The sequence below is a fragment of the Paenisporosarcina cavernae genome (genome assembly GCF_003595195.1).
In the GTDB taxonomy this organism is placed as follows: domain Bacteria; phylum Bacillota; class Bacilli; order Bacillales_A; family Planococcaceae; genus Paenisporosarcina; species Paenisporosarcina cavernae.
Map to the genome: position 1 here is coordinate 483,090 of NZ_CP032418.1, position 22,480 is coordinate 505,569.

Consider the following 22,480-nt stretch of genomic DNA (forward strand, 5'->3'; position numbering starts at 1 on the left):
TGTCATCATCAGACGATCAAAGTAAAAAAGAACGCTTCATCAGTAGTGATGAGCGTTCTTTTTATCTCGTTCGGCATATTAAACAAAATAGGATCCAACAATCACCATTAATATAGCTAAATTGAGTAAGGTAACGTGTAAAACCATGCGCATCAAGTTGTCTTCTGTTACTTTTTTCCGGGTGATTAGCATTGGTGAAATACTTAAAATGCCTGTAAGTAAAAGAATTAGACTAAGTTGCCAGTCCTCGGTTAGATACGGGATGCGCGCCACAATTCGATCCGAGTTAAACAAGGTCACAAATAGAATGACTTGCACGACAACTAACATGACAATATGCGAAGCATACGTAAAATGCATGGAGACGCCTTCTTGTCGTTTTTGTAACAATAGCATGACGCCGTAGCTAACTGCATAAGCAGGTAATATCCATAGGAAGGATAATAGTACAAGTACTAGTCCTTTAAATATATAAAAGCCCATCGAAAAGAATGCTTCGAGATAGTCTCCAGGAATTCCGTTAACCGTTGATTGTCGAACTTGTTGATCAGACGATGCGTAGACTAATGTATTTTCGCTATACTTTTTTTCAAAGTATAGGACAGTCGTGTCATCTACCATGCTTGGACGGCTATACAATTCGCCAGGTTTAGAGATAGGCGTTGCGGTCATTTCCTCTGGATTAAAATCTGCGATAAACACTGTGTTCGCTTCGGAACCGTCTTCTAAATACGTGTCGGCTGTAAACAGGAATTTCTTTTGACCTTTTACATCGTGAACCGTTGGATATCGAGGGAAATCGACCTCTCGTCCTGTTTGTACATCGACAAGCTTCACTAACGTTAACGTTGGAGTAGAAGGTTCTGTTAGATTAAATGTCAACGTTCGTACAGATTGAACTGTGGCCCCGCCTGAATTTTTGGCTGACCCAACCATTAACGTATAATCTGTTGCATTTTTCGGGAAGATGGATACGCTTTGAATCATATCGCCCGCATTTATTCTGAATGAAAAGAGTTCCTTCACTTCGTTTTGTTGTACAAGCGAAATGCCCATTGTATTTTTATAAATATCTTTTGTGACGACAAAGAGATCGTCATTGTCTAAATTCACATCAAAAATGTCCCCTTCAATTGTATAGGTGTGTGAAAGAGATTTACTCTCCACATGCAAGGTATGTTGGTCATTTAACCAATAGGCAAGCGTCTCTTTTGTTTTCGAAAAATCGAGAACATCTTTTGAGATGACATCCTCTTTGTTTGCAGAGTCACGATATATAAGGGTGCTATCACGAATGAAATATGTATCTGTACCATCTGCCCAAACATTTTTGTAGGCATTTAAATCATTTATGGAACCTTCTTTTACACATTCCATATCGACCGTACATTTCGCAAAGTCTACCTTGTCAAACGTATGGAGCGTTAAAAAATAACCTTCATTTACTGGGACAGTTGTGAGGCGAGAATATGTATCTTGAAAACCTTCTATTGGTAACGTTCTGCTCCACTCATCGGATGGTAGCTTATGTTGTTCCCGCAGCATGATCCCATATTGAAAAGAGACGACGAGTAAGAAAATAATGACAGTAACTACAGTAAATTTGTTCTTCATTCAAAAAACTCCAATCTATTCCATCCATCCATTATGCCATTTCTTCCCACATTGTATCTACCCAATTTTTCGACTGAAATAGATATCCAGGACTCGTTGTGAAACAACATAGGATGGAAGTACTTTAGTGGGTATAGTAGATATAGCATTTTAAATGGCGAAATCGTATAATAAGAAGGACATTTGAAGGAGGCGCACTCCGTGAAAATATGGATACATATTCTTGTGATTGGTGCATGTTTAGTCGCAACTTATTTTCTGTATAATAAGCAAGTAGGAGCAGTTCCACTCCTAATTCTGGCTATTTACCTGTTTTTCTTTAGTGTGATGAAAATGAGACAAGCAAAAAATAGCAAATGACACTGGCATAATGGAGAGATAGTTGTATATAATGGTCAGTATGCCAACGTAAGATGAAAGGACGTGCAAGACTTGGATATTCGTGGAATGAGTATTGAACAATTAAGAGAAGAATCATTTATCGATGTCGCGTTTGCGATTTTAGAAAATGGTAAACAAACATTAACGTTGCAAGAATTGAGCAAAGAAATTCAAAAAGTGAATGAAATGACGGATCAAGAGATTAAAGACCGCATGCTTCAATTTTATACAGATATGAACGTCGATGGTCGTTTCCTTGCAATCGAAGGAAATCGTTGGGGCTTACGTGAGTGGTACCCAGTAGACCAAATCGAAGAAGAAACAGCTCCAACTGTAAAAGTTCGCAAGAAAAAAGCGAAAGTCGTTGCTGATGATGACTTGGAAGACGATTCAGATGACGACGAAATTGGTTTCGACGAAGACTTTGATGAGTTTGTGGAAGATCTAGATGACGACGAAGAAGAAGACTTCGATTTAGATCCTGCGGATGAAGAAGAAGACGAAACAGAAGAAATCGAAGTGGTCGATGCAGATGAACTGCTCGAAGCGGACGATGAGTTAGAAATTGTCGAAGATGACGAGGAAGAAGACGAAGAATAATCGCTTGACGAAATCATGCAACCCGAGTATTCTTTTACTTGGGCTCCCTAAAAAAGGGAGACATTGCATGCAAACTTACTATGCTCCCCCTGCAACTGCGCAGGAGGGGGCATTTTTTATTTTTCCAATGAAATGCGGCATGTGCGATTCCACGACATGCTTTCATGAAGAAAAAATGCACGATCATCACCCAATACAATCTTAAATGGAACCGGAGGACAAAACATGACAAAGTATATTTTCGTCACTGGAGGAGTTGTCTCCTCACTTGGAAAAGGAATTACAGCAGCATCTCTAGGTAGGCTATTAAAAAATCGCGGACTAAATATCGCGATTCAAAAATTTGATCCATACATCAACGTCGACCCAGGAACAATGAGTCCGTATCAACACGGGGAAGTATTTGTAACAGACGACGGTGCAGAAGCGGATTTAGACTTAGGCCACTATGAGCGTTTCATTGACATTAACGTCAGCAAATTGTCCAATGTGACAACCGGAAAAGTGTACTCCACTGTCCTTCAAAAAGAGCGCCGTGGCGACTATTTGGGTGGAACTGTACAAGTCATTCCACATATTACAAACGAAATTAAAGAACGTTTAGTCCGTTCTGGGAAAGAAAATAATGCCGATATCGTCATCACGGAAATCGGTGGAACGGTTGGGGATATTGAATCCCTTCCATTCTTAGAAACGATTCGTCAAATGAAAGGCGATTTCGGTGCGGAAAATGTGATGTACATCCACTGTACGCTTATTCCTTACATCAAAGCTGCTGGAGAATTAAAAACGAAACCAACACAACATAGTGTCAAAGAATTGCGTAGTTTAGGGATTCAACCGAACATTATCGTTGTTCGTACAGAGCATCCTGTTCCGCAAGAAATGAAAGATAAAATTGCGTTATTCTGTGATATTAAAGCGGATGAAGTAATCGAAGCGCGTGATGCAGAAACGTTATACGAAGTACCATTAATGCTACAAGAACAACATATGGACGACATCGTTCTGAAGCACTTAGGATTAACAGCTCCACAACCAGATATGACGGAATGGACAGATTTAGTCCAGCGCGTGAAAAACTTATCGAAAAAAGTGCGCATCGGATTAGTGGGGAAATACGTGGAGCTTCAAGATGCGTATATTTCTGTTGTTGAGGCGTTAAAACACGCAGGTTTCGTATTTGACGCAGATATCGAAGTGAAATGGATCAATGCAGAGCACGTGACATTTGAAAATGTAAAAGACATCTTATCAGATGTGGATGGCGTTCTCGTTCCTGGTGGCTTTGGCGACCGCGGAGTAGAAGGAAAAATTGCTGCAACATCTTATGCACGCGAAAACAACGTACCGTTCTTAGGAATTTGTTTAGGTATGCAATTAGCGACAGTCGATTTCGCCCGTCACATTTTAGAATTAGACGGTGCACATTCATCCGAGTTAGATCCTGCAACACCGCATCCAATTATCGATTTATTGCCAGAACAAAAAGATGTTGAAGACTTAGGCGGTACGCTTCGTTTAGGCCTTCAACCGTGTAAAATCGTTCCTGGAACCAAAGCACACGAAGCGTACGGTTCCGAATTAGTGTACGAGCGTCACCGTCATCGTTATGAGTTTAATAACGAATACCGGGAACAATTCGAAGCGTCGGGCTTTGTGTTCTCCGGAACAAGCCCAGACGGTCGCTTAATCGAAATCATTGAATTACCCGAAAACAAATTCTTTGTGGCATCTCAATTCCACCCAGAATTTGTGTCACGTCCAACACGTCCACAGCCGCTATTCCGCGAATTCATTCGCGCAACAGTGGAAGAATAGAATGACGAAACCCGCACTCACTAGATGAGTGCGGGTTTTCTTACGGCATTCCATTGGGTGGGATTTTGCGTGCGCAAAATCCTTCCGCTTCGGGTTTCGGACAGAGTGTCCTAATGTTTCGAGAAAGTGTCCCAATGTTTCGAGAAAGTGTCCCAATGTTTCGAGAAAGTGTCTCAATGTCGACGAAAAGTGTCCTAATGTTTCGAGAAAGTGTCCCAATGTTTCGAGAAAGTGTCCCAATATTGACGAAAAGTGTCCTGAACTTCAGCCAAAGATTGCTAGTGCTTTTCTAGAAGGATAGGATTTTACGTGCGCAAAATCCTTCCTCATTTTTTACCCTTGTACCATGTCGTCGTGTTCGAATTTGACGGCTTCATATGCATATAGTGCGGCAAGTGAAAGTGGTTGTATGACGCGTTCGCCAAGGTCGTTAGGTAGAATGCCTTTTTCGATTCCGAGTGCAATGCAAGCGTCCGCGCTTTCGACTAGTACTCCGTTTCCCTTGTCGCCGACTAATACAGCAAAAGGTTGGAAGTTTGAGCGAAGGTGGTTCGCGAGATCATTCGCAACAGTGTCCGCGCTTTTTTCGGCAAGGATCCAGACGCGATCGGCGGAGTTTATTTCCGCGTCTGGTGTCCAAGGTTTTATTCCCAAAAAAGGCTCCGGGCCTAATAGTGCGTGCGTTACGACGGATTGCAGGCTATCGAAGGCAGCGATATAGATGGTGCCTTGGCCGATCGTTGCTTGGGCTAGTATGCGCGCGGTTGTTTCGATTTGTTCTTCTTGTGCGGAAATTCGGTTGAAGACCGCTGTAAGTTGTGTTGTGAGTATTTTCATGTGTGTTCACCTCTCGTTTAGTATAATAGATTGAAAGTTTTTTTGGAATTTAGCAGGAAATGGAAACTAATATGTGGAATAATACTTTTATAGCGATTCTAAAGTTTTAAGGGAGAAGGTTAGAGATGAAGAAATTGCTTATCGTGGATGATCAGCAAGGGATTCGGCTTTTGCTCAATGAAGTGTTCAAGCGAGAAGGGTATGAGACGTTTTTAGCTTCGAATGGTCAAGAGGCATTTCAAATTGCTTCCGAACAAAAGATCGACGGCGTTCTACTCGATATGAAAATCCCTGGAATGGATGGGATTCAAATTTTAAAGCGATTAGTCCAACAGTCGCCTGATTTGCCCGTGTTAATGATGACGGCATACGGCGAATTGGATTTAATACAGGAAGCACTGAGCATTGGCGCGGCGAAATATTTCACGAAGCCATTTGATATTTATGAAGTTCGAGATGCGGTGAATGAATTGGTTCTCAAATGAGAAAAAATTTCAACTTCATGACGTTTGCATGACAAAGTGACAGGCAGTGGCATACATTGCCTGTTTTTGTTATGATAAGTTGGTATAAAGAAGGCAATTTAACTCCCACATGATGAATTGGAGGCAATTTAAATGGCATTAGTTTCAATGAAAGACATGATGATAAAAGGGAAAGAAGAAGGCTATGCAATTGGCCAATTTAATATTAATAATCTAGAGTTTACACAAGCGATTTTACAAGCAGCGGAAGAAGAAAAATCTCCTGTGATTTTAGGGGTTTCAGAAGGCGCAGCAAAATATATGGGTGGTTTTACGACAGTTGTTCACATGGTGAAAGGGCTAATGGCAGATTATAACATTAGTGTTCCTGTGGCGATTCACTTAGACCACGGTTCTAGTTTCGAAAAATGTAAAGCGGCTATTGACGCTGGTTTCACATCTGTTATGATCGATGCTTCTCATCATCCGTTAGACGAGAACATTGAAACAACGAAGCAAGTGGTGGAATATGCACATGCACGCGGCGTTTCGGTGGAAGCGGAGCTTGGTACAGTTGGTGGACAAGAGGATGACGTAATTGCAGATGGCGTTATTTATGCAGATGCTGAAGAGTGTGTGCAATTGGTAAATGAAACAGGCATCGACTGTTTAGCTCCAGCGTTAGGTTCTGTTCACGGTCCTTACAAAGGAGAGCCAAATTTAGGCTTTGCGGAAATGGAAGATATTTCGAACCGTACGAATATGCCACTTGTTTTACATGGCGGAACAGGAATTCCAGTGAAAGACGTTCAACGTGCGATTTCTCTTGGAACGGCAAAAATTAATGTCAATACAGAAAACCAAATTGCTGCAACAAAAGCAATTCGCGAATTTTTAGCAAAAGACGAGAATGTGTACGATCCACGCAAGTATTTAATTCCTGCGCGTGATGCAATTAAAGCAACGGTTCAAGGAAAAATGCGTGATTTCGGAAGTTCAGGTAAAGCATAAAAGATAATGCACATAATAAGGAGAAGGTGCGTCTGATTGCCTTCTCCTATTTTCCATTTACAGAAGGAGTAAACTGACGATGAAATTTTTTATTGATACAGCAAATTTTGATGAAATTAAAGAAGCACATGCATGGGGCTTAATTGATGGCGTTACAACGAATCCGTCTCTAGTCGCGAAAGAAAATATTTCGTTTCATGATCGTTTAAAAGAAATCACGGCACTTGTAGATGGTTCTGTTAGTGCCGAAGTGATTGCATTAGACGCAGAAGGCATGATTCGTGAAGGTCGCGAGCTTGCAGCGATTGCACCTAATATTACGGTGAAGCTTCCAATGACTCCAGATGGATTAACGGCATGTTCGACATTTGCAAAAGAAGGTATTAAAACAAATGTCACCCTTATTTTTAGTGCAAACCAAGCACTTCTTGCCGCGCGAGCTGGTGCAACTTATGTGTCTCCATTTTTAGGTCGTTTAGATGATATTGGCCATAATGGTATGGATTTAATCGCCACAATTTCGGAAATTTTTGACATACACGGTCTGGATACACAAATTATTGCGGCATCTATTCGCCACCCTCAACACGTGACGGACGCTGCACTTAACGGTGCTCACATTGGAACAATGCCGATTAATGTGCTTCGCCAATTGTTTAAACATCCATTAACGGATAAAGGAATTGAAGCATTTTTAGCGGATTGGAATAAGCGAACGGAAGCAAAATAACGTAACTTTTGAAATGAATGTAGGTGAATGAAATGGAAGTATTTAAAATACGAGGACAACAACCATTAAAAGGGACGATCAAAGTTAGTGGTGCTAAAAATAGTGCGGTTGCGTTAATTCCTGCATCTATTTTAGCGAATTCTCCCGTGACGATTGATGGCTTACCAGAAATTCTGGACGTCTGGACGTTAAAGGAGTTGCTCGAAGAAATTGGTGGGACGGTTTCATTTGAAAATGGCAAAATGGCCATCGAACCAACGGAAATGCAAGGAATGCCACTACCAAACGGTAATGTGAAGAAATTACGTGCGTCCTATTATTTAATGGGTGCAATGCTTGGTCGTTTTAAAAAGGCAGTCATTGGATTACCTGGAGGTTGTTTCTTAGGTCCACGTCCAATCGATCAGCATATTAAAGGATTCGAAGCGCTTGGTGCGAAAGTGACAAATGAGCACGGAGCGATTTACTTGCGTGCAGATGAGCTTCGCGGAGCGAAAATCTATTTGGATGTCGTGAGTGTCGGTGCGACGATTAATATTATGCTTGCTGCTGTCCTGGCAAAAGGACAGACCATTATTGAAAATGCGGCAAAAGAGCCTGAAATTATTGACGTGGCTACACTACTTTCCAACATGGGTGCGAGGATTAAAGGTGCTGGTACCAACGTGATTCGAATTGATGGTGTGGAAGAGTTACATGGAACGAACCATACAATTATTCCTGATCGCATTGAAGCGGGTACGTTTATGATTATGGCTGCACTTGCTGGTGACGGAATAACAGTGGATAACGTGATTCCGTTCCATATGGAAGCAGTCACAGCTAAACTTCGTGAAATGGGCGTGAAGGTAGAGGAAGACGAAGAGAGTGTCTTCATTCCAAAAACGGCGAATTTGTCAGCGGTAGATGTAAAAACGCTTGTTTACCCTGGTTTTGCGACTGATTTACAGCAACCGTTCTCGGTGTTAATGACGCAAGCGACAGGTTCTTCTGTTATTACTGACACGATTTACTCTGCTCGTTTTAAGCATATCGACGAGTTGAAACGTATGAATGCAAGTGCGCGTGTAGAAGGACGTACAGCGATTATTAACGGACCAGTGTCGTTACAATCAGCATCCGTTCGAGCATCTGATTTACGTGCAGGAGCTGCGCTTGTTCTTGCAGGTTTGATTGCCGAAGGAGAAACAGAAATTCACGACATTTATCATATTGAGCGTGGCTATAGCAACATCATTGAGAAGTTACGTGGTCTTGGTGCAGATATTCGAAAAGAAACGCTAGAAGTCGAGACAGTTGGTGCGACAGAAGACGGGAGGAACTAAGAGAAATGGAACGTAGTTTATCGATGGAATTAGTTCGTGTAACGGAAGCGGCAGCAATTGCTTCTGCAAGATGGATGGGACGAGGATTGAAAAATGAAGCGGACGATGCAGCAACGTCCGCAATGCGTCGAGTGTTTGATACAATTCCGATGCAAGGTGTGGTGGTAATTGGTGAAGGTGAAATGGACGAAGCACCCATGTTGTATATCGGAGAAGAGCTTGGTTTAGGGAACGGCGGTCCTACAGTGGACGTGGCTGTGGACCCATTAGAAGGCACAAACATTGTGGCTGCTGGTGGCTGGAATGCACTTGCAGTACTTGCAATTGCAGACAGAGGAAACCTTCTTCATGCACCAGACATGTATATGAACAAGCTAGCAGTTGGTCCAGAATCAGTTGGGAAAGTGGATATTAACGCGAGTGTAACAGACAATTTACGCGCTGTTGCGAAAGCGAAAAATAAAGACATTGAAGACGTTGTTGCAACGATTTTAAATCGACCTCGTCATCAAAAAATCATCGATGAAATCCGTGCATCAGGTGCTCGTATTAAATTAATCAACGACGGTGACGTTGCGGGTGCAATTAATACGGCATTCGATGAAACAGGTGTAGATATTTTATTCGGCATGGGCGGCGCACCAGAAGGTGTAATTGCAGCTGTTGGATTAAAATGTCTTGGCGGAGAAATACAAGGGAAATTAGTTCCTCAAAACGAAGCTGAATTAGAACGCTGTACAAAAATGGGTCTAAACGTGTCACAAGTATTCCGCATGGAACACTTAGTAAAAGGCGACGACGCAATTTTCGCTGCAACAGGCGTAACAGACGGCGAATTGCTTCGCGGTGTGCAGTTTAAAGGTACATATGCTGAGTCTCACTCATTAGTCATGCGTGCGAAATCTGGAACTGTCCGATTTGTAGAAGGGCGTCACAGCTTAAAGAAAAAACCTCACCTAGTTATGCACGACTAACCACGTAGAATATGTGCCTGGCGAGTTTGTCAGGCATCTTCTTTTATAATCATCCAAAGAGCGGAGAAAATTCATGAAACCACTTACAATTGCAGAGCTTGAAAGCATGACGCTGAAAGAGCTTTATGCACTCGCAAAAGAACTGAAAATTTCCTATTATAGTAAATTAACAAAAAAAGAATTGATTTTAACGATTCTGAAAACACGCGCAGAACGGGAAGGGTTCTTCTTCATGGAAGGCGTGCTAGAGATCATCCAGTCAGAAGGGTTCGGATTTTTACGTCCAATCAACTACTCTCCTAGCTCGGAGGACATCTACATTTCAGCCTCTCAAATTCGCCGATTTGACCTTCGAAACGGGGACAAAGTAACGGGGAAAGTTCGTCCACCAAAAGAAAACGAACGCTATTACGGTTTGTTACAAGTAGAAGCAGTAAACGGGGAAGACCCGGATTCTGCAAAAGAACGAGTACATTTTCCCGCATTAACACCACTCTATCCAGATCGTCATATTAAGCTCGAAACGACACCTAACAAGCTTTCCACTCGTATTATGGACTTAGTTGCACCTGTTGGATTTGGGCAACGTGGATTGATTGTTGCTCCACCAAAAGCAGGGAAAACGCTTTTATTAAAAGAAATCGCAAACTCCATTACAACGAACCATCCTGAAGCGGAATTGATTGTCCTATTAATCGATGAACGCCCCGAGGAAGTAACGGATATTGAGCGTTCTGTTCAAGCGGATGTCGTCAGTTCGACGTTTGATGAAGTGCCAGAAAATCATGTTAAAGTCGCAGAATTAGTGTTAGAACGTGCGATGCGTTTAGTCGAGCACAAACGGGACGTCATTATTTTAATGGACTCCATTACACGTCTTGCGCGTGCATATAACTTAGTTATACCACCGAGCGGACGTACGCTATCAGGTGGTATTGATCCTGCCGCATTCCACCGTCCGAAGCGATTCTTTGGGGCAGCTCGTAATATCGAAGAAGGCGGAAGCTTAACTATTCTTGCAACGGCATTAGTCGATACAGGATCTCGTATGGATGAAGTGATTTACGAAGAGTTCAAAGGAACAGGGAACTTAGAACTTCACTTAGACCGCAGCTTAGCAGAACGTCGAATCTTCCCAGCACTCGATATCCGTCGATCTGGAACGAGAAAAGAAGAACTTCTCATTCCGGCTGAACAACTCGACAAACTATGGGCTATTCGCAAAACATTCTCGGATTCGCACGATTTCACGGAACGTTTCATGAAAAAATTGCGCCAATCCAAGTCGAACGAAGACTTCTTTGAACAGTTAAATGCAGACATGAAAGCGCATCGTAACGGCAAAGGACTTATTTAGTGTGTAATGATTGAGTGGTTCTTTTTAATTCAAACAGACTACTTGAAAAGATGTGGCAATGCGTGATATACTGAAAGTCGGTAATTTAACCAATCCTGTTACATATGCAACTGACATTCGGGTTGCGTAAGGTGGCAGTTTCATATTACAACTCTGTTCCAGATGGTTCAGGGCGAGAGGAGAATTGAGATGAAACAAGGAATTCATCCAGACTACAAAGAAGCAACAGTAACATGTTCATGTGGTAACTCATTCAAAACTGGTTCTGTAAAAGAAGACATTAAAGTCGAGTTTTGTAATGAATGTCACCCATTCTACACAGGACGTCAGAAATTCGCATCAGCGGATGGTCGTGTGGATCGCTTCAACAAAAAATACGGTCTTAAAGAAGAAGGAAGAGAGTAGTCTCTTTCCTCTGGTACCAGTGGGCTTTATGCCTACTGGTATTTTTTTTGAGGAGAAAAGGTTCTGAGAATTACATATGGGATGATGGTTGCGTAAGATAAGATTGCGTTTCGTAAGATAACTTTGAGATACGTAGAATAACTCTTCGATGTGTAAGATAACTTTGCGATGCGTAAGATAACTCAGCAATAGGTAGAATTACTTCACGTTGCGTAGAATAACGCTACAATTTCAAAAAAAGTATCCTCTCAAAAGCACTTCTTCCAATCTAAGAAGATTTTCGGCTGCCGAAAATCATCCGCTCTAAAATCAAATCTTTCCGAATTTTCCTTCTTGATTTTATTCGCAAAAAAAGAAGAAATCTCGTCCGAAATTCGATATGATAGAACGTAGAGAGTTGAAAGGAGTGTCGTACGTGTATGTGATGACACAATCGGGCTGGTTAGAAGTCATTTGTGGGAGCATGTTCTCCGGAAAATCAGAAGAGTTAATTCGCCGTGTGCGCCGCGCACAATTTGCGAAGCAAAAAATTGCCGTATTTAAACCAAAAATAGATAATCGATATAGCGAAGAAGAAGTGGTTTCTCATAATGGAAATAAAGTGATTGCGTACTCGATCTCGCGTTCCAAAGACATTTTTGACTTTGTAACAGACGAGTATGACGTGATTGCAGTTGATGAAGCACAGTTTTTTGATGAAGAAATTACACAAGTAGTCAAACGTCTTGCAGATCATGGCTACCGAGTGATTGTGGCAGGTCTAGATCAAGACTTCCGAGGAGAACCGTTCGGACCAATGCCAACAATGATGGCAATGGCAGAACAAGTCACAAAATTACAAGCAGTGTGCCAAGTTTGTGGCTCACCTGCCAGCAGAACGCAGCGCCTCATTAACGGCCAACCTGCCGGATACGAAGATCCAATTATTTTAATCGGTGCGACAGAAGCGTACGAGCCAAGATGTCGCCACCACCACGAAGTTCCGTCCGGTGTCACGCACCAAGCGGCACTTGAAATTGAAAACTAAAAATGAAAAGGTGATCACATGTTTGATCGATTACAATCGGTAGAAGACCGATATGACCGTCTAAACGAACTTCTGAGCGATCCAGAAATCGTCAACGACACAAATAAATTACGTACACTTTCGAAAGAACAATCGGATTTACAGCCGACTGTCGATGCGTATCGTGAATATAAATCATTAAAAGAGCAACTTGCAGACGCAAAAGCAATGCTCGATGACAAATTAGACGCAGAAATGCGCGACATGGTCAAAGAAGAAATGAATGAAATTGAACCGCAAATTGAAGCGATGGAAGAAAAACTTCGTATTCTCTTAATTCCAAAAGATCCAAACGATGACAAAAACGTTATCATGGAAATTCGCGGAGCAGCTGGCGGAGAAGAAGCAGCGCTATTTGCCGGAAACCTCTTCCGTATGTACAGCCGTTATGCTGACGCGCAAGGCTGGAAAATTGATATCATGGACGCATCTCCTACAGGAATTGGCGGATACAAAGAAGTCATTTTCATGATCAATGGAACGGGCGCTTACTCGAAGATGAAATACGAAAACGGTGCACACCGTGTGCAACGTGTTCCTGAAACAGAATCAGGCGGACGTATCCATACGTCCACTGCAACCGTTGCGTGTCTTCCAGAAGTAGAAGAAGTAGACGTGGAAATTCATGACAAAGATATTCGCTTTGACGCTTACGCATCATCTGGTGCCGGCGGACAATCCGTTAATACAACGATGTCAGCCGTTCGTTTAACGCATTTACCTACCGGAATCGTCGTAACGTGTCAGGACGAAAAATCTCAAATTAAAAACAAAGCGAAAGCGATGACCGTACTTCGTGCGCGTGTAGCGGACAAATTCCGCCAAGAAGCACAAGCAGAATACGATGCTGTTCGTAAATCCGCAGTAGGAACCGGGGACCGCTCGGAACGAATTCGCACATACAACTATCCACAAAACCGCGTAACCGACCACCGCGTCGGCTTGACGATTCAAAAATTGGATCAAATCATGGAAGGCAAACTCGATGAAGTCATCGAAGTGCTCATCATGACCGACCAAGCAGAACGACTCGAACGCATGAACGACGAAAATGTCTAAAGCAATCTACGAGGCCCTCTCATGGGCTTCTTCTTATTTAACCGAAAAAAACCGCGAACCCCGAGCAGCGCAGTTACTGTTGCAACACGTCACATCTAAATCACACGCAGCACTTATCGCCGATGCACACGAACAGCTAAAAGCGGATGAATGGGCGCAATTCGAGCACTTCATTCACCAACACGGCAAAGGAATCCCCATTCAATATCTCATCGGTGAAGAAGAATTTTACGGTCGTCACTTTACCGTCAACCCGAGCGTCCTCATCCCGAGGCCTGAGACCGAAGAACTCATCGAGCTCGTACTTACTCGTGCAACTGCTGTTTTTGGCAATGAAACATCCCTGCGAGTGGCAGACATCGGAACAGGTTCTGGCATTATCGGCATCACGGTGAAGCTCGAACGACCAAATTGGAACGTTACGGTAACGGATATTGATTCGGATGCGCTCCACGTGGCCCTGGCAAACGCTGCGCGGCTTGAAGCAGAAGTAACAGGAAAAATCGGTGACGGAGTGAAAGCTCTACTAGACTCGAGTGGAAAATTGGATATAGTTGTTTCGAATCCTCCGTATATCGCAGACTCCGAAGCAGCCGACATGTCGGAAGTCGTGCTTGACCATGAACCGCATCTTGCACTATTTGCGGATAATAAAGGATTAGCCATCTACCAACAACTCTGTCGTGACTTGCCTTCTGTCATGAAATCGCCTGGCATAGTCGCATTTGAAATTGGCTATTTGCAAGGAAAATCCGTCCAACAACTGCTGCAAAATGCCTTTCCATCAGCAATTGTAGAAGTACACAAAGATATCAACGGGAAAGATCGTATGGTGATTGCGACCGTATAAATAGTAAAAGGTCCAAATCGTATACACGAGTAGAAGCAATTCTAGGAGTCGCTGTGAATATCCGCCTAGTGAATGTGCGATTTTTCATGAAATGGTGCGATTCGTTGCGCAGATTTTCGGTTACCCGAAAATCATCCAAATTAGAGCCCTTCAGTAGATTTTCGGCCTGCCGAAAATCATCAAAACGATAGATCCTCCAATTTGTACTAGGATGAGAGTGGGAAACAAGTGCTCGCTATGAAAATCCTCCTAGTAGATGTGCGATTTTCTGTAAAATGGTGCGATTCAAGGATTTTATGTGCGATTCGTAGCGAAGATTTTCGGGCAACCGAAAATAATTGAGAAGTTGCTAGAATAAGTGAATCGTTTCTTGGTCATACTGTTTTCCAGGGGGCGATTGATATGTTACCATCATTAAAAGTTATTGGTTTAGAAGAGAAAGCGGTTCCGAAGAAGCGGTTTGGGAAGCTTGTTCCGTTTGTTGAGTTGATGATTGGGTTGTTTTTGTTTTATGTGATTTTTACGGGGATTCCAGCAGAGGATCCGACTGCGGAGGCGTTTCGTGTTCGAATTATTGCGCATAGTAATTCGCTTGCAGATCAAGCGGAAAAAATGGCAGTAGAACAAGCGATTCAACCGATCCTTTTAGAAGCCGTCCGCGGCTCGGTTTCGGTGAATGATGTGAAGATAGAAGTCGAAAAAGCGATTCCTGCGATGAAAGAAGTGGCAATGCAGCTTGTTTCAAAGCCAGTTGCGATTGCAATCAAACAAGAGTTGTTTCCGCCAAAAGTATGGGAAGCGATGTTCACGTCGCAAGATTTTTATGAAGCGCTGGTCATTGAAATCGGTGATGCGAGAGGTGACAATTGGTGGTGTAATTTGTTCCCTTCTCTTTGTTATAAAGAAGATACATTGCAAGAGGAAAAGACGAAGTTTTTTGTGTGGGAATGGTTGAAAGAGAAGTTTGACTGGTAGTAGATTCAGTAGTTAGTAGGGGTGAAGAACAATGAAGACGGAAGTGTTAGATGCATCGATAGAAGTTTCTTATGACATTGCGGCAAAATCGCTATTGCAAGACGAACTTGTCGCGTTTCCAACAGAAACCGTGTACGGTTTAGGTGCGATTGCGACAAGTGAACAAGCGGTAGCGAAAATTTTCGCAGCGAAGGGACGTCCTAGTGACAATCCGTTAATTGTGCACGTGGCTTCCATTTCCCAAGTGGAGCAATATGTCACGACGATTCCAGATAATGCCCGTAAAGCAATGGAAGCATTTTGGCCAGGTGCATTAACGGTTGTTCTTCCAGCTAAACAAGGTGTATTTCCTCCAAATGTGACGGCTGGTTTATCTACTGTTGGTTTACGTGTTCCGAATCATCCTGTTGCAAGAAAGCTTCTCGAGAAAGTAGCAGCACCAATTGCAGCACCAAGTAGCAATCGTAGTGGGAAGCCAAGCCCGACGTCTGCCGCACATGTCGTACAAGATTTACAAGGAGTTATTCCATACATAGTAGACGGTGGCGAGACAGCTATTGGTGTCGAGTCCACGGTCGTCGATTTTACCGTCACTCCACCGGCTATTTTACGCCCAGGTGGCGTGACGGAAGAAATGCTTCGCGAATGTCTCGGGGACGTTGCGAGTGCCCGCCTCGCGCACCAAAGTGATGCTCCGAAAGCGCCGGGGATGAAGTATGCCCATTACGCACCGGATGCACCGGTTTTTCTCGTGCATGAAGACAGGACGCGGGTCGTTACTGCCCTTCATTCTGCCAAATCGCAAGGACACAAAGTGGCGCTTATTGCTCCTTCTTCGTTCGCAGATGTGGGTGCGGACGTCTTTATGGATGCTGGGGAGTCGGTGGATTCTTTTGCAGCTCGCGTGTTTTCGTTGTTTCGGGCGTGTAATGCATCAGATGCGTCGGTCATTTTGGTGACGGTTCCAGAGCGCGCGGGTGTTGGAGAAGCGTTGTTTAATCGAATAGAGAAGGCTGCTGCTGGGAAGTGGTGGGTATCGTAATCTCTCGTGTTTTCGCATAGGTTGTTATAATGGCGAATGGCAGGGGAGATTTTTTTGATCGGTTGGACGGAGTTTGTTGCGGGTGTTGTGACGGCGATTGATGTGTTGGCGGTGTATAGTGTGTACCGAGTGGTGGAGAGACCGGCTGTGTTGGCGCTTTGGACGGGTGCGCTTCATGTGTTGTTTCCGTTAGCGGGTTTTGTAATTGGGGAAGATATTATTGCTCGGTATTTGGTAGGCGCGGATGCGTTTGCGACGATTTTCTTATTTTTAATGGGGCTACAGATGGTGTTACATCAATCAGACCAAGGGGTTCTAAGGATTCCGGCGCCTTTACTTGCGGCGGTGGTTAGTGTGGATACCTTTTCAGTGAGCTTATCTTTTGGTATGCTCGAGTTACAGAGAAGTGTTTTTTTAGTCAGTGCAGGCGTTAGTGCGACGGTGTTTGCGTATGCAGCGCTGAAGCGACGATTTGGACGAGGTGCTCGTTTGAATCGTTTGGCGGGTGTGTGTCTGATGATTATTGCACTGCTCACTTTTGGGAATGATTGAGGGGAATGCGATGAACGTTTTTTTCGTTTGTACTGGAAATACGTGCCGAAGTCCGATGGCGGAGGCGATTTTACGCGCAAAGCAATTACCAGCGGTAGAGGTTCGTTCGGCAGGTTTATTTGCGATGGATGGAGGCGATATTTCCGATCATGCACGAGATGTACTGCTTGAGGCTGGTATAGAGGTAGATCATTCGTCATCGCTATTAACACGAGAGGATGTCGAGTGGGCGACGATCATTTTGACGATGACAACCGGTCATAAGGCAGGCATTTTGCAGCAACATCCATCTGCAAGAGAGAAGACGTTTACGTTAAAAGAGTACGTTCGGCCATACGGATCACATGATATTTCCGATCCATTTGGCGGGGATGTGTATCAATATAAGCAGACGTTTAAAGAATTACAAGTATTGATAGAAGAATTAGAGGCAAAATTAGCAGGAGGAGACGACATATGAAAATCGCAATTTCATCCGATCACGGTGGCAACAATTTACGTAAAGAAATTATTAGCTTATTAGAAGAACTAGGTCAGTCTTACGAAGATTTCGGACCGCAAACGAGCGACTCGGTCGATTACCCAGATTACGCAAAGCCAGTAGCAGATGGTGTTGCGAGCGGCAAGTTTGATCGAGGGATTTTAATTTGTGGGACAGGAATTGGCATGTCGATTGCGGCGAATAAAGTAAAAGGCATTCGCTGTGCGTTAGTGCATGATGTATTTAGCGCAAAAGCAACTCGCGGTCACAATGATTCGAACATTATCGCAATGGGAGAACGTGTCATCGGCGGAGGTTTAGCACGAGAAATCGTCTCCACTTGGCTTGCAGGTGAATTCGAAGGTGGACGTCACGAACGTCGTATTGAAAAAATTTCTGCGTTAGAAGAGTAAAAGGAATTGTTTCGTTAGGAGGGTTCGGCATGAATGCTCGCGAGGATTTGGAAACCGTACTGCGTGAATTGGAAGAACAAGTGACATATACGCAAGGACAATTATTTGTTGTGGGATGTTCGACATCTGAAGTTTTGGGTAAGCGTATCGGAACGGCGGGTGGCATGGAAACAGCGGAAGAATTGTTTCCTGTACTGCAACGTTTTGCCGAGCGCAATGGTGTCTATTTGGCTTTCCAAGGCTGTGAACACATTAACCGCGCCGTGACTCTTGAGCGGGAAGCAGCGGACATGTATGGGCTAGAGCCTGTCACAGTTATCCCTATCGCGAAAGCAGGTGGTTCAATGTCTGCGTATGCTTTTGGGCAAATGAAAAACCCTGTCGTAGTGGAAACGATTCGCGCACACGGCGGCATCGATATTGGACAAACGTTCATCGGGATGCATCTAAAAGAAGTCGTCATTCCGATTCGAACTTCAATCAAAACGGTAGGTGAAGCCGTCGTTGCAGTAGCGACTACACGACCGAAACTCATTGGAGGCGTACGCGCGTCTTACACGAGAGAGTGAGAAGTTAGTTTACGCAAGGCGTAGTTAATTGACGAAACGAGAGAGTTATTTTACGTAACGAGAAGTTAATTGACGCAAGACGAACTTATCTTACGAATCGCGTTTAAAATTTCGCTGCTCGACTCTAAATCCGACTCCGCGAAACAACAACCGAATCACTCTAAAAGCAATCCAGTCTCAACGCACTACCGACCATCACATTACATAATTAAAGGGGAATTTTTCACATGGAGAAAATTGCAGCGCAAGATCAACAAGTATATGAAGCAATGTTAGCGGAGAAGAAGCGTCAACAAGGCAATATCGAGTTAATCGCGTCAGAAAACTTTGTGTCAGAAGCAGTAATGGAGGCGCAAGGGTCTGTGTTAACGAACAAATATGCGGAGGGGTATCCTGGCAAGCGTTATTACGGCGGCTGTGAGTATGTGGATGTTGTGGAAAATATCGCGCGCGATCGTTTGAAAGAGTTATTTGGTGCGGAGCATGCGAATGTGCAGCCTCATTCAGGTTCTCAAGCGAACATGGCGGTGTACAATACCGTTTTACAGCATGGCGACACGGTTCTTGGGATGAATCTTTCTCACGGTGGTCACTTAACGCACGGTTCTCCGGTTAATTTCTCGGGGATTCAGTACACGTTCGTGGAGTACGGAGTAGATAAAGAAACAGAACGCATCGATTATGAAGATGTTCGTGCGAAAGCACTTGAGCACAAGCCAAAAATGATAGTTGCTGGGGCGAGTGCATATGCACGAGAAATCGATTTTGCGAAATTCCGTGAAATTGCAGACGAAGTTGGCGCATATTTGATGGTCGACATGGCACATATCGCTGGACTTGTTGCGACTGGTGCACATCCAAACCCAGTGCCGCACGCACATTTCGTGACGTCTACAACACATAAAACACTTCGTGGTCCTCGCGGAGGCTTAATTTTAACAACGGAAGAATTCGCGAAGAAAATCGATAAAACCATTTTCCCGGGAATTCAAGGTGGCCCGTTAATGCACGTCATCGCAGCAAAAGCAGTGGCATTTGGCGAAGCGCTTCAACCTGCATTTAAAGAATACATCGACCAAGTCGTGAAAAATGCGAAAGTCTTAGCTGACAGCCTGATTGCAGAGGGTATCGACATTGTCTCAGGCGGTACGGACAACCATTTAGTGCTAGTGAACCTACGCTCATTAGGCTTGACTGGTAAAGTGGCAGAGCACGTACTAGATGAGGTAGGGATTACGGCGAATAAAAACACCATTCCTTTCGATCAAGAAAGCCCATTTGTAACAAGCGGGATCCGACTGGGGACACCAGCGGTCACAAGTCGAGGATTTAAAGAAGAGGAAATGAAAGAAATCGCGTCGATTATGGCTTTGTTATTAAAAAATCCAGAAGATGATGCAACGAAAAAAGAAGCGGCAGAACGAGTGAAAGCGTTAACGGATCGTTTCCCATTGTACGAATAACAAAATAAGTGAAAATTCGCTATCTTCTAACATTGAAGATAGCTTTTTTTGGGTAATTCTACTAGTATAGTAAGAAAGCAGTTCACTGAAAGAGGTGTCTGACACGTGAAGTCGAATATCTCCAAAGAAATACAAAAGGAATTGCTCTTCACGTGGTTAAAACGATTAGGAGAGCAATATGAAACAAGTTTCGTCGTGACTGACCCTGCTTTACCAGACAATCCACTCGTATTTGTCAATGACGCATTTATACGATTATCCGGTTATCGTCAGGAAGAACTTCTCGGCAGGAATTGTCGATTTCTTCAAGGGAAAGAAACGAAAAAAGAAACCATTCTTACGATTCAAGAGCTCCTGAAAGATGAAATTTCGGTCCATACAGAAATTCTGAACTATCGAAAAGATGGCATGCCTTTTTGGAACGAATTAGTCATTCAGCCGCTTCGAGATGATTTTGGACGTTTACTGTTTTATGTAGGCTTGCAATTAGACGTGACGCATCGTAAGCAAACCGAAAGCTTATTTCTAGTGCAGCAAGAGATGTACGAAGGAATTGAACGGGGCTATACGATCGCGAGTTTACTTCAGCGTGTCTGCAATGAAGCAGAAACGTTTTTTCAACATGGCACGATGTGTTCTATCCTGTCGTTAGATGAACAAGAACGAGTACATGTAGTGGCTGCCAAGTCTCTACCCACTGCATATAATCTCGCGTTGGAAAACCAAAAGATAGGTCCTAAAACTGGCTCATGTGGTACAGCGATGTATCGGAAAGAAGCTGTTATCGTAGACGATATCGAACAAGATCCATTGTGGGAAGATTACCGTGAACTCGCAAGGGCAAATGGATTACGGGCATGCTGGAGTACGCCGATTATTACGGGTGAAGGGAAAGTGCTTGGTTCATTTGCGACGTATTTTCCAATGACGGCTAAACCGAGAGAAGTGGATATCGACTTCATTAATCGGCTCGTCCCGCTCATTTCACTGGCGATTCTTTATTCACAAAACAAAGAAGAGACGTTACGTCTCGCTTACATAGACCCTACTACTGAGTTGCCAAATCATCATTTTTTTGTGAATGAATTGCAAGATCTCATGAACGAAAAAGAAGAAGGTTTTCTAGCGATCATTGAACCGGCGGAATTTGCCCATATTGTCGATGTATTTGGTCGCGATGCCGGGGATGAGCTGATGAAACAACTAGCGCTCCGCGTACAACGAAAATGTCGACGAGCGGATGATTTCCTCGCTAGATTTACGAATACATCGCTTATTCTTGCGGGATTGAACGATTTTGACGAAATTGAAGCCTATATATCACTTGTGTTCCAAACCACTCAAGATCCTTTTATGGTTGCGGATAGTGAAGTGTTTATTACGCTCAAAATAGGGGTCACGCCATTCAAAGGAAATGCGCTAGTAAAAGAAGAAATTATTCGATTAGCCGACATGGCATTATCCGACTCCAAGAAAAAATCAGGCAATTCCTTAAGCTTTTTTGCATTGGAACAAGATAGTGGAACGAAACGAGAAATGCTGCTAACAACGCTTCTTTCGCAAGCAATTTTACGAAATGAATTAGATGTTCATTTCCAACCGAAAGTATGGTTAGAAACCGGTGAAATATATGGATTTGAAGCGCTTTGTCGATGGAAATCGGTAGAATTAGGAGATGTTTCACCTGCGACATTCATTCCATTAGCCGAAGCGACTGGGAAGATACGATCGTTAGAGTTGCATGTATTGGACAAAGTAATCGCGTGGTTAAAGAAACGACAAGATAATCATCAAAAATTGTATCAAGTCGCCATTAATATATCGACAGACCATTTTTATCATCCACAATTTTTATCGGATATTATGCAGAGAATGACGGAATGTGCTATTGACCCAAAATGGATTCGCATCGAAATTACCGAAAGTATTGGAATGGTCGATTTTGACCATGCGATTCAATTGATTTCTGAGCTTCGGAAAGCTGGTTTTGAAACATCCATCGACGATTTTGGAATGGGATATTCAAGCCTAAGCTACTTACAGCAATTCCAAGTAGACGAACTGAAAATTGATCGAAGCTTTGTATTAGATAGTGCGAATGCTGGAACACTAGCCATTATACGTACCATCGTCCAACTAGCAGAAAATCTTCAGCTACAATCCATAGCAGAAGGCATTGAAACGGAAGAACAGTTGCAGACGTTACGGTCGATCAATTGCAAGCATGGACAAGGTTTTTATTTTTATAAACCAATGCCACTGTCAGAAATAGATGCTTTAGTAAACAAGGGACAACAGATGAACTCGCAACTTTCAATAGATTGATTCGTCTAGGCTATAAAATCTTAGAAATGATGTTTCCTGAACAACGTTATTTTACGTGTGCAATGTAACAAATTCATAACAATTATAAATAAACACGGTGGCGGACTAGCGCTTCCGTGTTTATTTGATATAATAGGTAGGGTTTATTTAACGGACGAAAAGGAGA

General features: G+C 43.3%; 23 protein-coding genes. 21 read left to right on the top strand and 2 right to left on the bottom strand.

The features are described from left to right. Positions 1 to 78 precede the first annotated feature (78 nt). Positions 79 to 1,614 (bottom strand): hypothetical protein, encoded by a 1,536-nt coding sequence (locus D3873_RS02555; RefSeq protein ID WP_119882548.1) that lies wholly within the window; start codon positions 1,612 to 1,614, stop codon positions 79 to 81. Between the two features lie 201 nt (positions 1,615 to 1,815). Between D3873_RS02555 and D3873_RS13325 the strand changes: the two genes are divergently transcribed. The 3 genes from D3873_RS13325 to D3873_RS02565 all read left to right on the top strand — a co-directional run bounded on the left by D3873_RS13325 (position 1,816) and on the right by D3873_RS02565 (position 4,416). Then, the gene (locus D3873_RS13325) at positions 1,816 to 1,974 is read left to right on the top strand and encodes a hypothetical protein (RefSeq protein WP_162920117.1); all 159 of its coding nucleotides are present in this window, start codon (positions 1,816 to 1,818) and stop codon (positions 1,972 to 1,974) included. 72 nt (positions 1,975 to 2,046) lie between these two features. After that, the gene (gene rpoE / locus D3873_RS02560; protein WP_119882549.1) at positions 2,047 to 2,595 is read left to right on the top strand and encodes a DNA-directed RNA polymerase subunit delta; all 549 of its coding nucleotides are present in this window, start codon (positions 2,047 to 2,049) and stop codon (positions 2,593 to 2,595) included. Positions 2,596 to 2,820: 225 nt separating this feature from the next. Continuing rightward, positions 2,821 to 4,416 (top strand): CTP synthase, encoded by a 1,596-nt coding sequence (locus tag D3873_RS02565; protein WP_119882550.1) that lies wholly within the window; start codon positions 2,821 to 2,823, stop codon positions 4,414 to 4,416. A gap of 333 nt (positions 4,417 to 4,749) precedes the next feature. On the opposite strand, the gene D3873_RS02575 is transcribed toward D3873_RS02565, so the two are convergent. Continuing rightward, positions 4,750 to 5,253: a DUF2529 family protein gene (locus tag D3873_RS02575; protein WP_119882552.1), complete on the bottom strand. Its 504-nt coding sequence runs from the start codon at positions 5,251 to 5,253 to the stop codon at positions 4,750 to 4,752. A 125-nt stretch (positions 5,254 to 5,378) separates the two neighbouring features. On the opposite strand from D3873_RS02575, the gene D3873_RS02580 reads away from it, so the two are divergent. The 18 genes from D3873_RS02580 (at position 5,379) to D3873_RS02665 (ending at position 22,314) form a co-directional block, all read left to right on the top strand. After that, entirely contained in the window at positions 5,379 to 5,738 is a 360-nt protein-coding gene (locus D3873_RS02580) for a response regulator (protein ID WP_119882553.1), read from the top strand. A 132-nt stretch (positions 5,739 to 5,870) separates the two neighbouring features. Continuing rightward, positions 5,871 to 6,728, top strand: a complete 858-nt coding sequence (locus tag D3873_RS02585) for a class II fructose-bisphosphate aldolase (protein ID WP_119882554.1) — start codon at positions 5,871 to 5,873, stop codon at positions 6,726 to 6,728. 79 nt (positions 6,729 to 6,807) lie between these two features. Then, positions 6,808 to 7,458: a fructose-6-phosphate aldolase gene (fsa, locus tag D3873_RS02590; RefSeq protein WP_119882555.1), complete on the top strand. Its 651-nt coding sequence runs from the start codon at positions 6,808 to 6,810 to the stop codon at positions 7,456 to 7,458. Between the two features lie 32 nt (positions 7,459 to 7,490). Then, entirely contained in the window at positions 7,491 to 8,783 is a 1,293-nt protein-coding gene (locus D3873_RS02595) for a UDP-N-acetylglucosamine 1-carboxyvinyltransferase (RefSeq protein WP_119882556.1), read from the top strand. Between the two features lie 5 nt (positions 8,784 to 8,788). Beyond that, a complete protein-coding gene (gene glpX, locus D3873_RS02600; RefSeq protein ID WP_119882557.1) occupies positions 8,789 to 9,757 on the top strand; it encodes a class II fructose-bisphosphatase in 969 nt (322 codons plus the stop codon). A 73-nt stretch (positions 9,758 to 9,830) separates the two neighbouring features. After that, positions 9,831 to 11,114, top strand: coding sequence for a transcription termination factor Rho (gene rho, locus D3873_RS02605; protein ID WP_119882558.1), 1,284 nt, complete (start codon positions 9,831 to 9,833; stop codon positions 11,112 to 11,114). 189 nt (positions 11,115 to 11,303) lie between these two features. Beyond that, entirely contained in the window at positions 11,304 to 11,519 is a 216-nt protein-coding gene (gene rpmE / locus D3873_RS02610) for a 50S ribosomal protein L31 (RefSeq protein ID WP_119882559.1), read from the top strand. 415 nt (positions 11,520 to 11,934) lie between these two features. Next, the gene (locus D3873_RS02615) at positions 11,935 to 12,546 is read left to right on the top strand and encodes a thymidine kinase (RefSeq protein ID WP_119882560.1); all 612 of its coding nucleotides are present in this window, start codon (positions 11,935 to 11,937) and stop codon (positions 12,544 to 12,546) included. Between the two features lie 18 nt (positions 12,547 to 12,564). Beyond that, on the top strand, positions 12,565 to 13,644 hold the full coding sequence (prfA, locus tag D3873_RS02620) for a peptide chain release factor 1 (RefSeq protein WP_119882561.1): 1,080 nt from the start codon (positions 12,565 to 12,567) through the stop codon (positions 13,642 to 13,644). Beyond that, complete coding sequence (gene prmC, locus D3873_RS02625; protein WP_119882562.1) at positions 13,637 to 14,494, top strand: peptide chain release factor N(5)-glutamine methyltransferase; 858 nt, start codon at positions 13,637 to 13,639, stop codon at positions 14,492 to 14,494. The genes prfA and prmC overlap by 8 nt, the downstream gene beginning before the upstream one ends. A gap of 402 nt (positions 14,495 to 14,896) precedes the next feature. After that, positions 14,897 to 15,469 (top strand): stage II sporulation protein R, encoded by a 573-nt coding sequence (locus D3873_RS02630; protein WP_119882563.1) that lies wholly within the window; start codon positions 14,897 to 14,899, stop codon positions 15,467 to 15,469. Between the two features lie 31 nt (positions 15,470 to 15,500). Then, the gene (locus D3873_RS02635; RefSeq protein ID WP_119882564.1) at positions 15,501 to 16,511 is read left to right on the top strand and encodes an L-threonylcarbamoyladenylate synthase; all 1,011 of its coding nucleotides are present in this window, start codon (positions 15,501 to 15,503) and stop codon (positions 16,509 to 16,511) included. A gap of 54 nt (positions 16,512 to 16,565) precedes the next feature. Continuing rightward, on the top strand, positions 16,566 to 17,063 hold the full coding sequence (locus tag D3873_RS02640; protein WP_238473812.1) for a manganese efflux pump: 498 nt from the start codon (positions 16,566 to 16,568) through the stop codon (positions 17,061 to 17,063). A gap of 10 nt (positions 17,064 to 17,073) precedes the next feature. Continuing rightward, positions 17,074 to 17,523, top strand: a complete 450-nt coding sequence (locus D3873_RS02645) for a low molecular weight protein arginine phosphatase (RefSeq protein WP_205536279.1) — start codon at positions 17,074 to 17,076, stop codon at positions 17,521 to 17,523. Continuing rightward, positions 17,520 to 17,957, top strand: coding sequence for a ribose 5-phosphate isomerase B (rpiB, locus tag D3873_RS02650; RefSeq protein WP_119882566.1), 438 nt, complete (start codon positions 17,520 to 17,522; stop codon positions 17,955 to 17,957). The genes D3873_RS02645 and rpiB overlap by 4 nt, the downstream gene beginning before the upstream one ends. 29 nt (positions 17,958 to 17,986) lie before the next feature. Beyond that, positions 17,987 to 18,526, top strand: coding sequence for a TIGR01440 family protein (locus tag D3873_RS02655; RefSeq protein WP_119882567.1), 540 nt, complete (start codon positions 17,987 to 17,989; stop codon positions 18,524 to 18,526). Positions 18,527 to 18,753: 227 nt separating this feature from the next. Continuing rightward, entirely contained in the window at positions 18,754 to 19,989 is a 1,236-nt protein-coding gene (gene glyA / locus D3873_RS02660) for a serine hydroxymethyltransferase (RefSeq protein ID WP_119882568.1), read from the top strand. Positions 19,990 to 20,094: 105 nt separating this feature from the next. Continuing rightward, the gene (locus D3873_RS02665) at positions 20,095 to 22,314 is read left to right on the top strand and encodes an EAL domain-containing protein (protein ID WP_119882569.1); all 2,220 of its coding nucleotides are present in this window, start codon (positions 20,095 to 20,097) and stop codon (positions 22,312 to 22,314) included. Positions 22,315 to 22,480 lie beyond the last annotated feature (166 nt).

Coding starts and splice junctions, on each gene's coding strand:
- D3873_RS02555 (WP_119882548.1), bottom strand. CDS start 1,614: ATGAAGAACAAATTTACTGTAGTTACTGTCATTATTTTCTTACTCGTC.
- D3873_RS02565 (WP_119882550.1), top strand. CDS start 2,821: ATGACAAAGTATATTTTCGTCACTGGAGGAGTTGTCTCCTCACTTGGA.
- D3873_RS02575 (WP_119882552.1), bottom strand. CDS start 5,253: ATGAAAATACTCACAACACAACTTACAGCGGTCTTCAACCGAATTTCC.
- D3873_RS02580 (WP_119882553.1), top strand. CDS start 5,379: ATGAAGAAATTGCTTATCGTGGATGATCAGCAAGGGATTCGGCTTTTG.
- D3873_RS02585 (WP_119882554.1), top strand. CDS start 5,871: ATGGCATTAGTTTCAATGAAAGACATGATGATAAAAGGGAAAGAAGAA.
- fsa (WP_119882555.1), top strand. CDS start 6,808: ATGAAATTTTTTATTGATACAGCAAATTTTGATGAAATTAAAGAAGCA.
- D3873_RS02595 (WP_119882556.1), top strand. CDS start 7,491: ATGGAAGTATTTAAAATACGAGGACAACAACCATTAAAAGGGACGATC.
- glpX (WP_119882557.1), top strand. CDS start 8,789: ATGGAACGTAGTTTATCGATGGAATTAGTTCGTGTAACGGAAGCGGCA.
- rho (WP_119882558.1), top strand. CDS start 9,831: ATGAAACCACTTACAATTGCAGAGCTTGAAAGCATGACGCTGAAAGAG.
- rpmE (WP_119882559.1), top strand. CDS start 11,304: ATGAAACAAGGAATTCATCCAGACTACAAAGAAGCAACAGTAACATGT.
- prfA (WP_119882561.1), top strand. CDS start 12,565: ATGTTTGATCGATTACAATCGGTAGAAGACCGATATGACCGTCTAAAC.
- prmC (WP_119882562.1), top strand. CDS start 13,637: ATGTCTAAAGCAATCTACGAGGCCCTCTCATGGGCTTCTTCTTATTTA.
- D3873_RS02630 (WP_119882563.1), top strand. CDS start 14,897: ATGTTACCATCATTAAAAGTTATTGGTTTAGAAGAGAAAGCGGTTCCG.
- D3873_RS02635 (WP_119882564.1), top strand. CDS start 15,501: ATGAAGACGGAAGTGTTAGATGCATCGATAGAAGTTTCTTATGACATT.
- D3873_RS02645 (WP_205536279.1), top strand. CDS start 17,074: ATGAACGTTTTTTTCGTTTGTACTGGAAATACGTGCCGAAGTCCGATG.
- rpiB (WP_119882566.1), top strand. CDS start 17,520: ATGAAAATCGCAATTTCATCCGATCACGGTGGCAACAATTTACGTAAA.
- D3873_RS02655 (WP_119882567.1), top strand. CDS start 17,987: ATGAATGCTCGCGAGGATTTGGAAACCGTACTGCGTGAATTGGAAGAA.
- glyA (WP_119882568.1), top strand. CDS start 18,754: ATGGAGAAAATTGCAGCGCAAGATCAACAAGTATATGAAGCAATGTTA.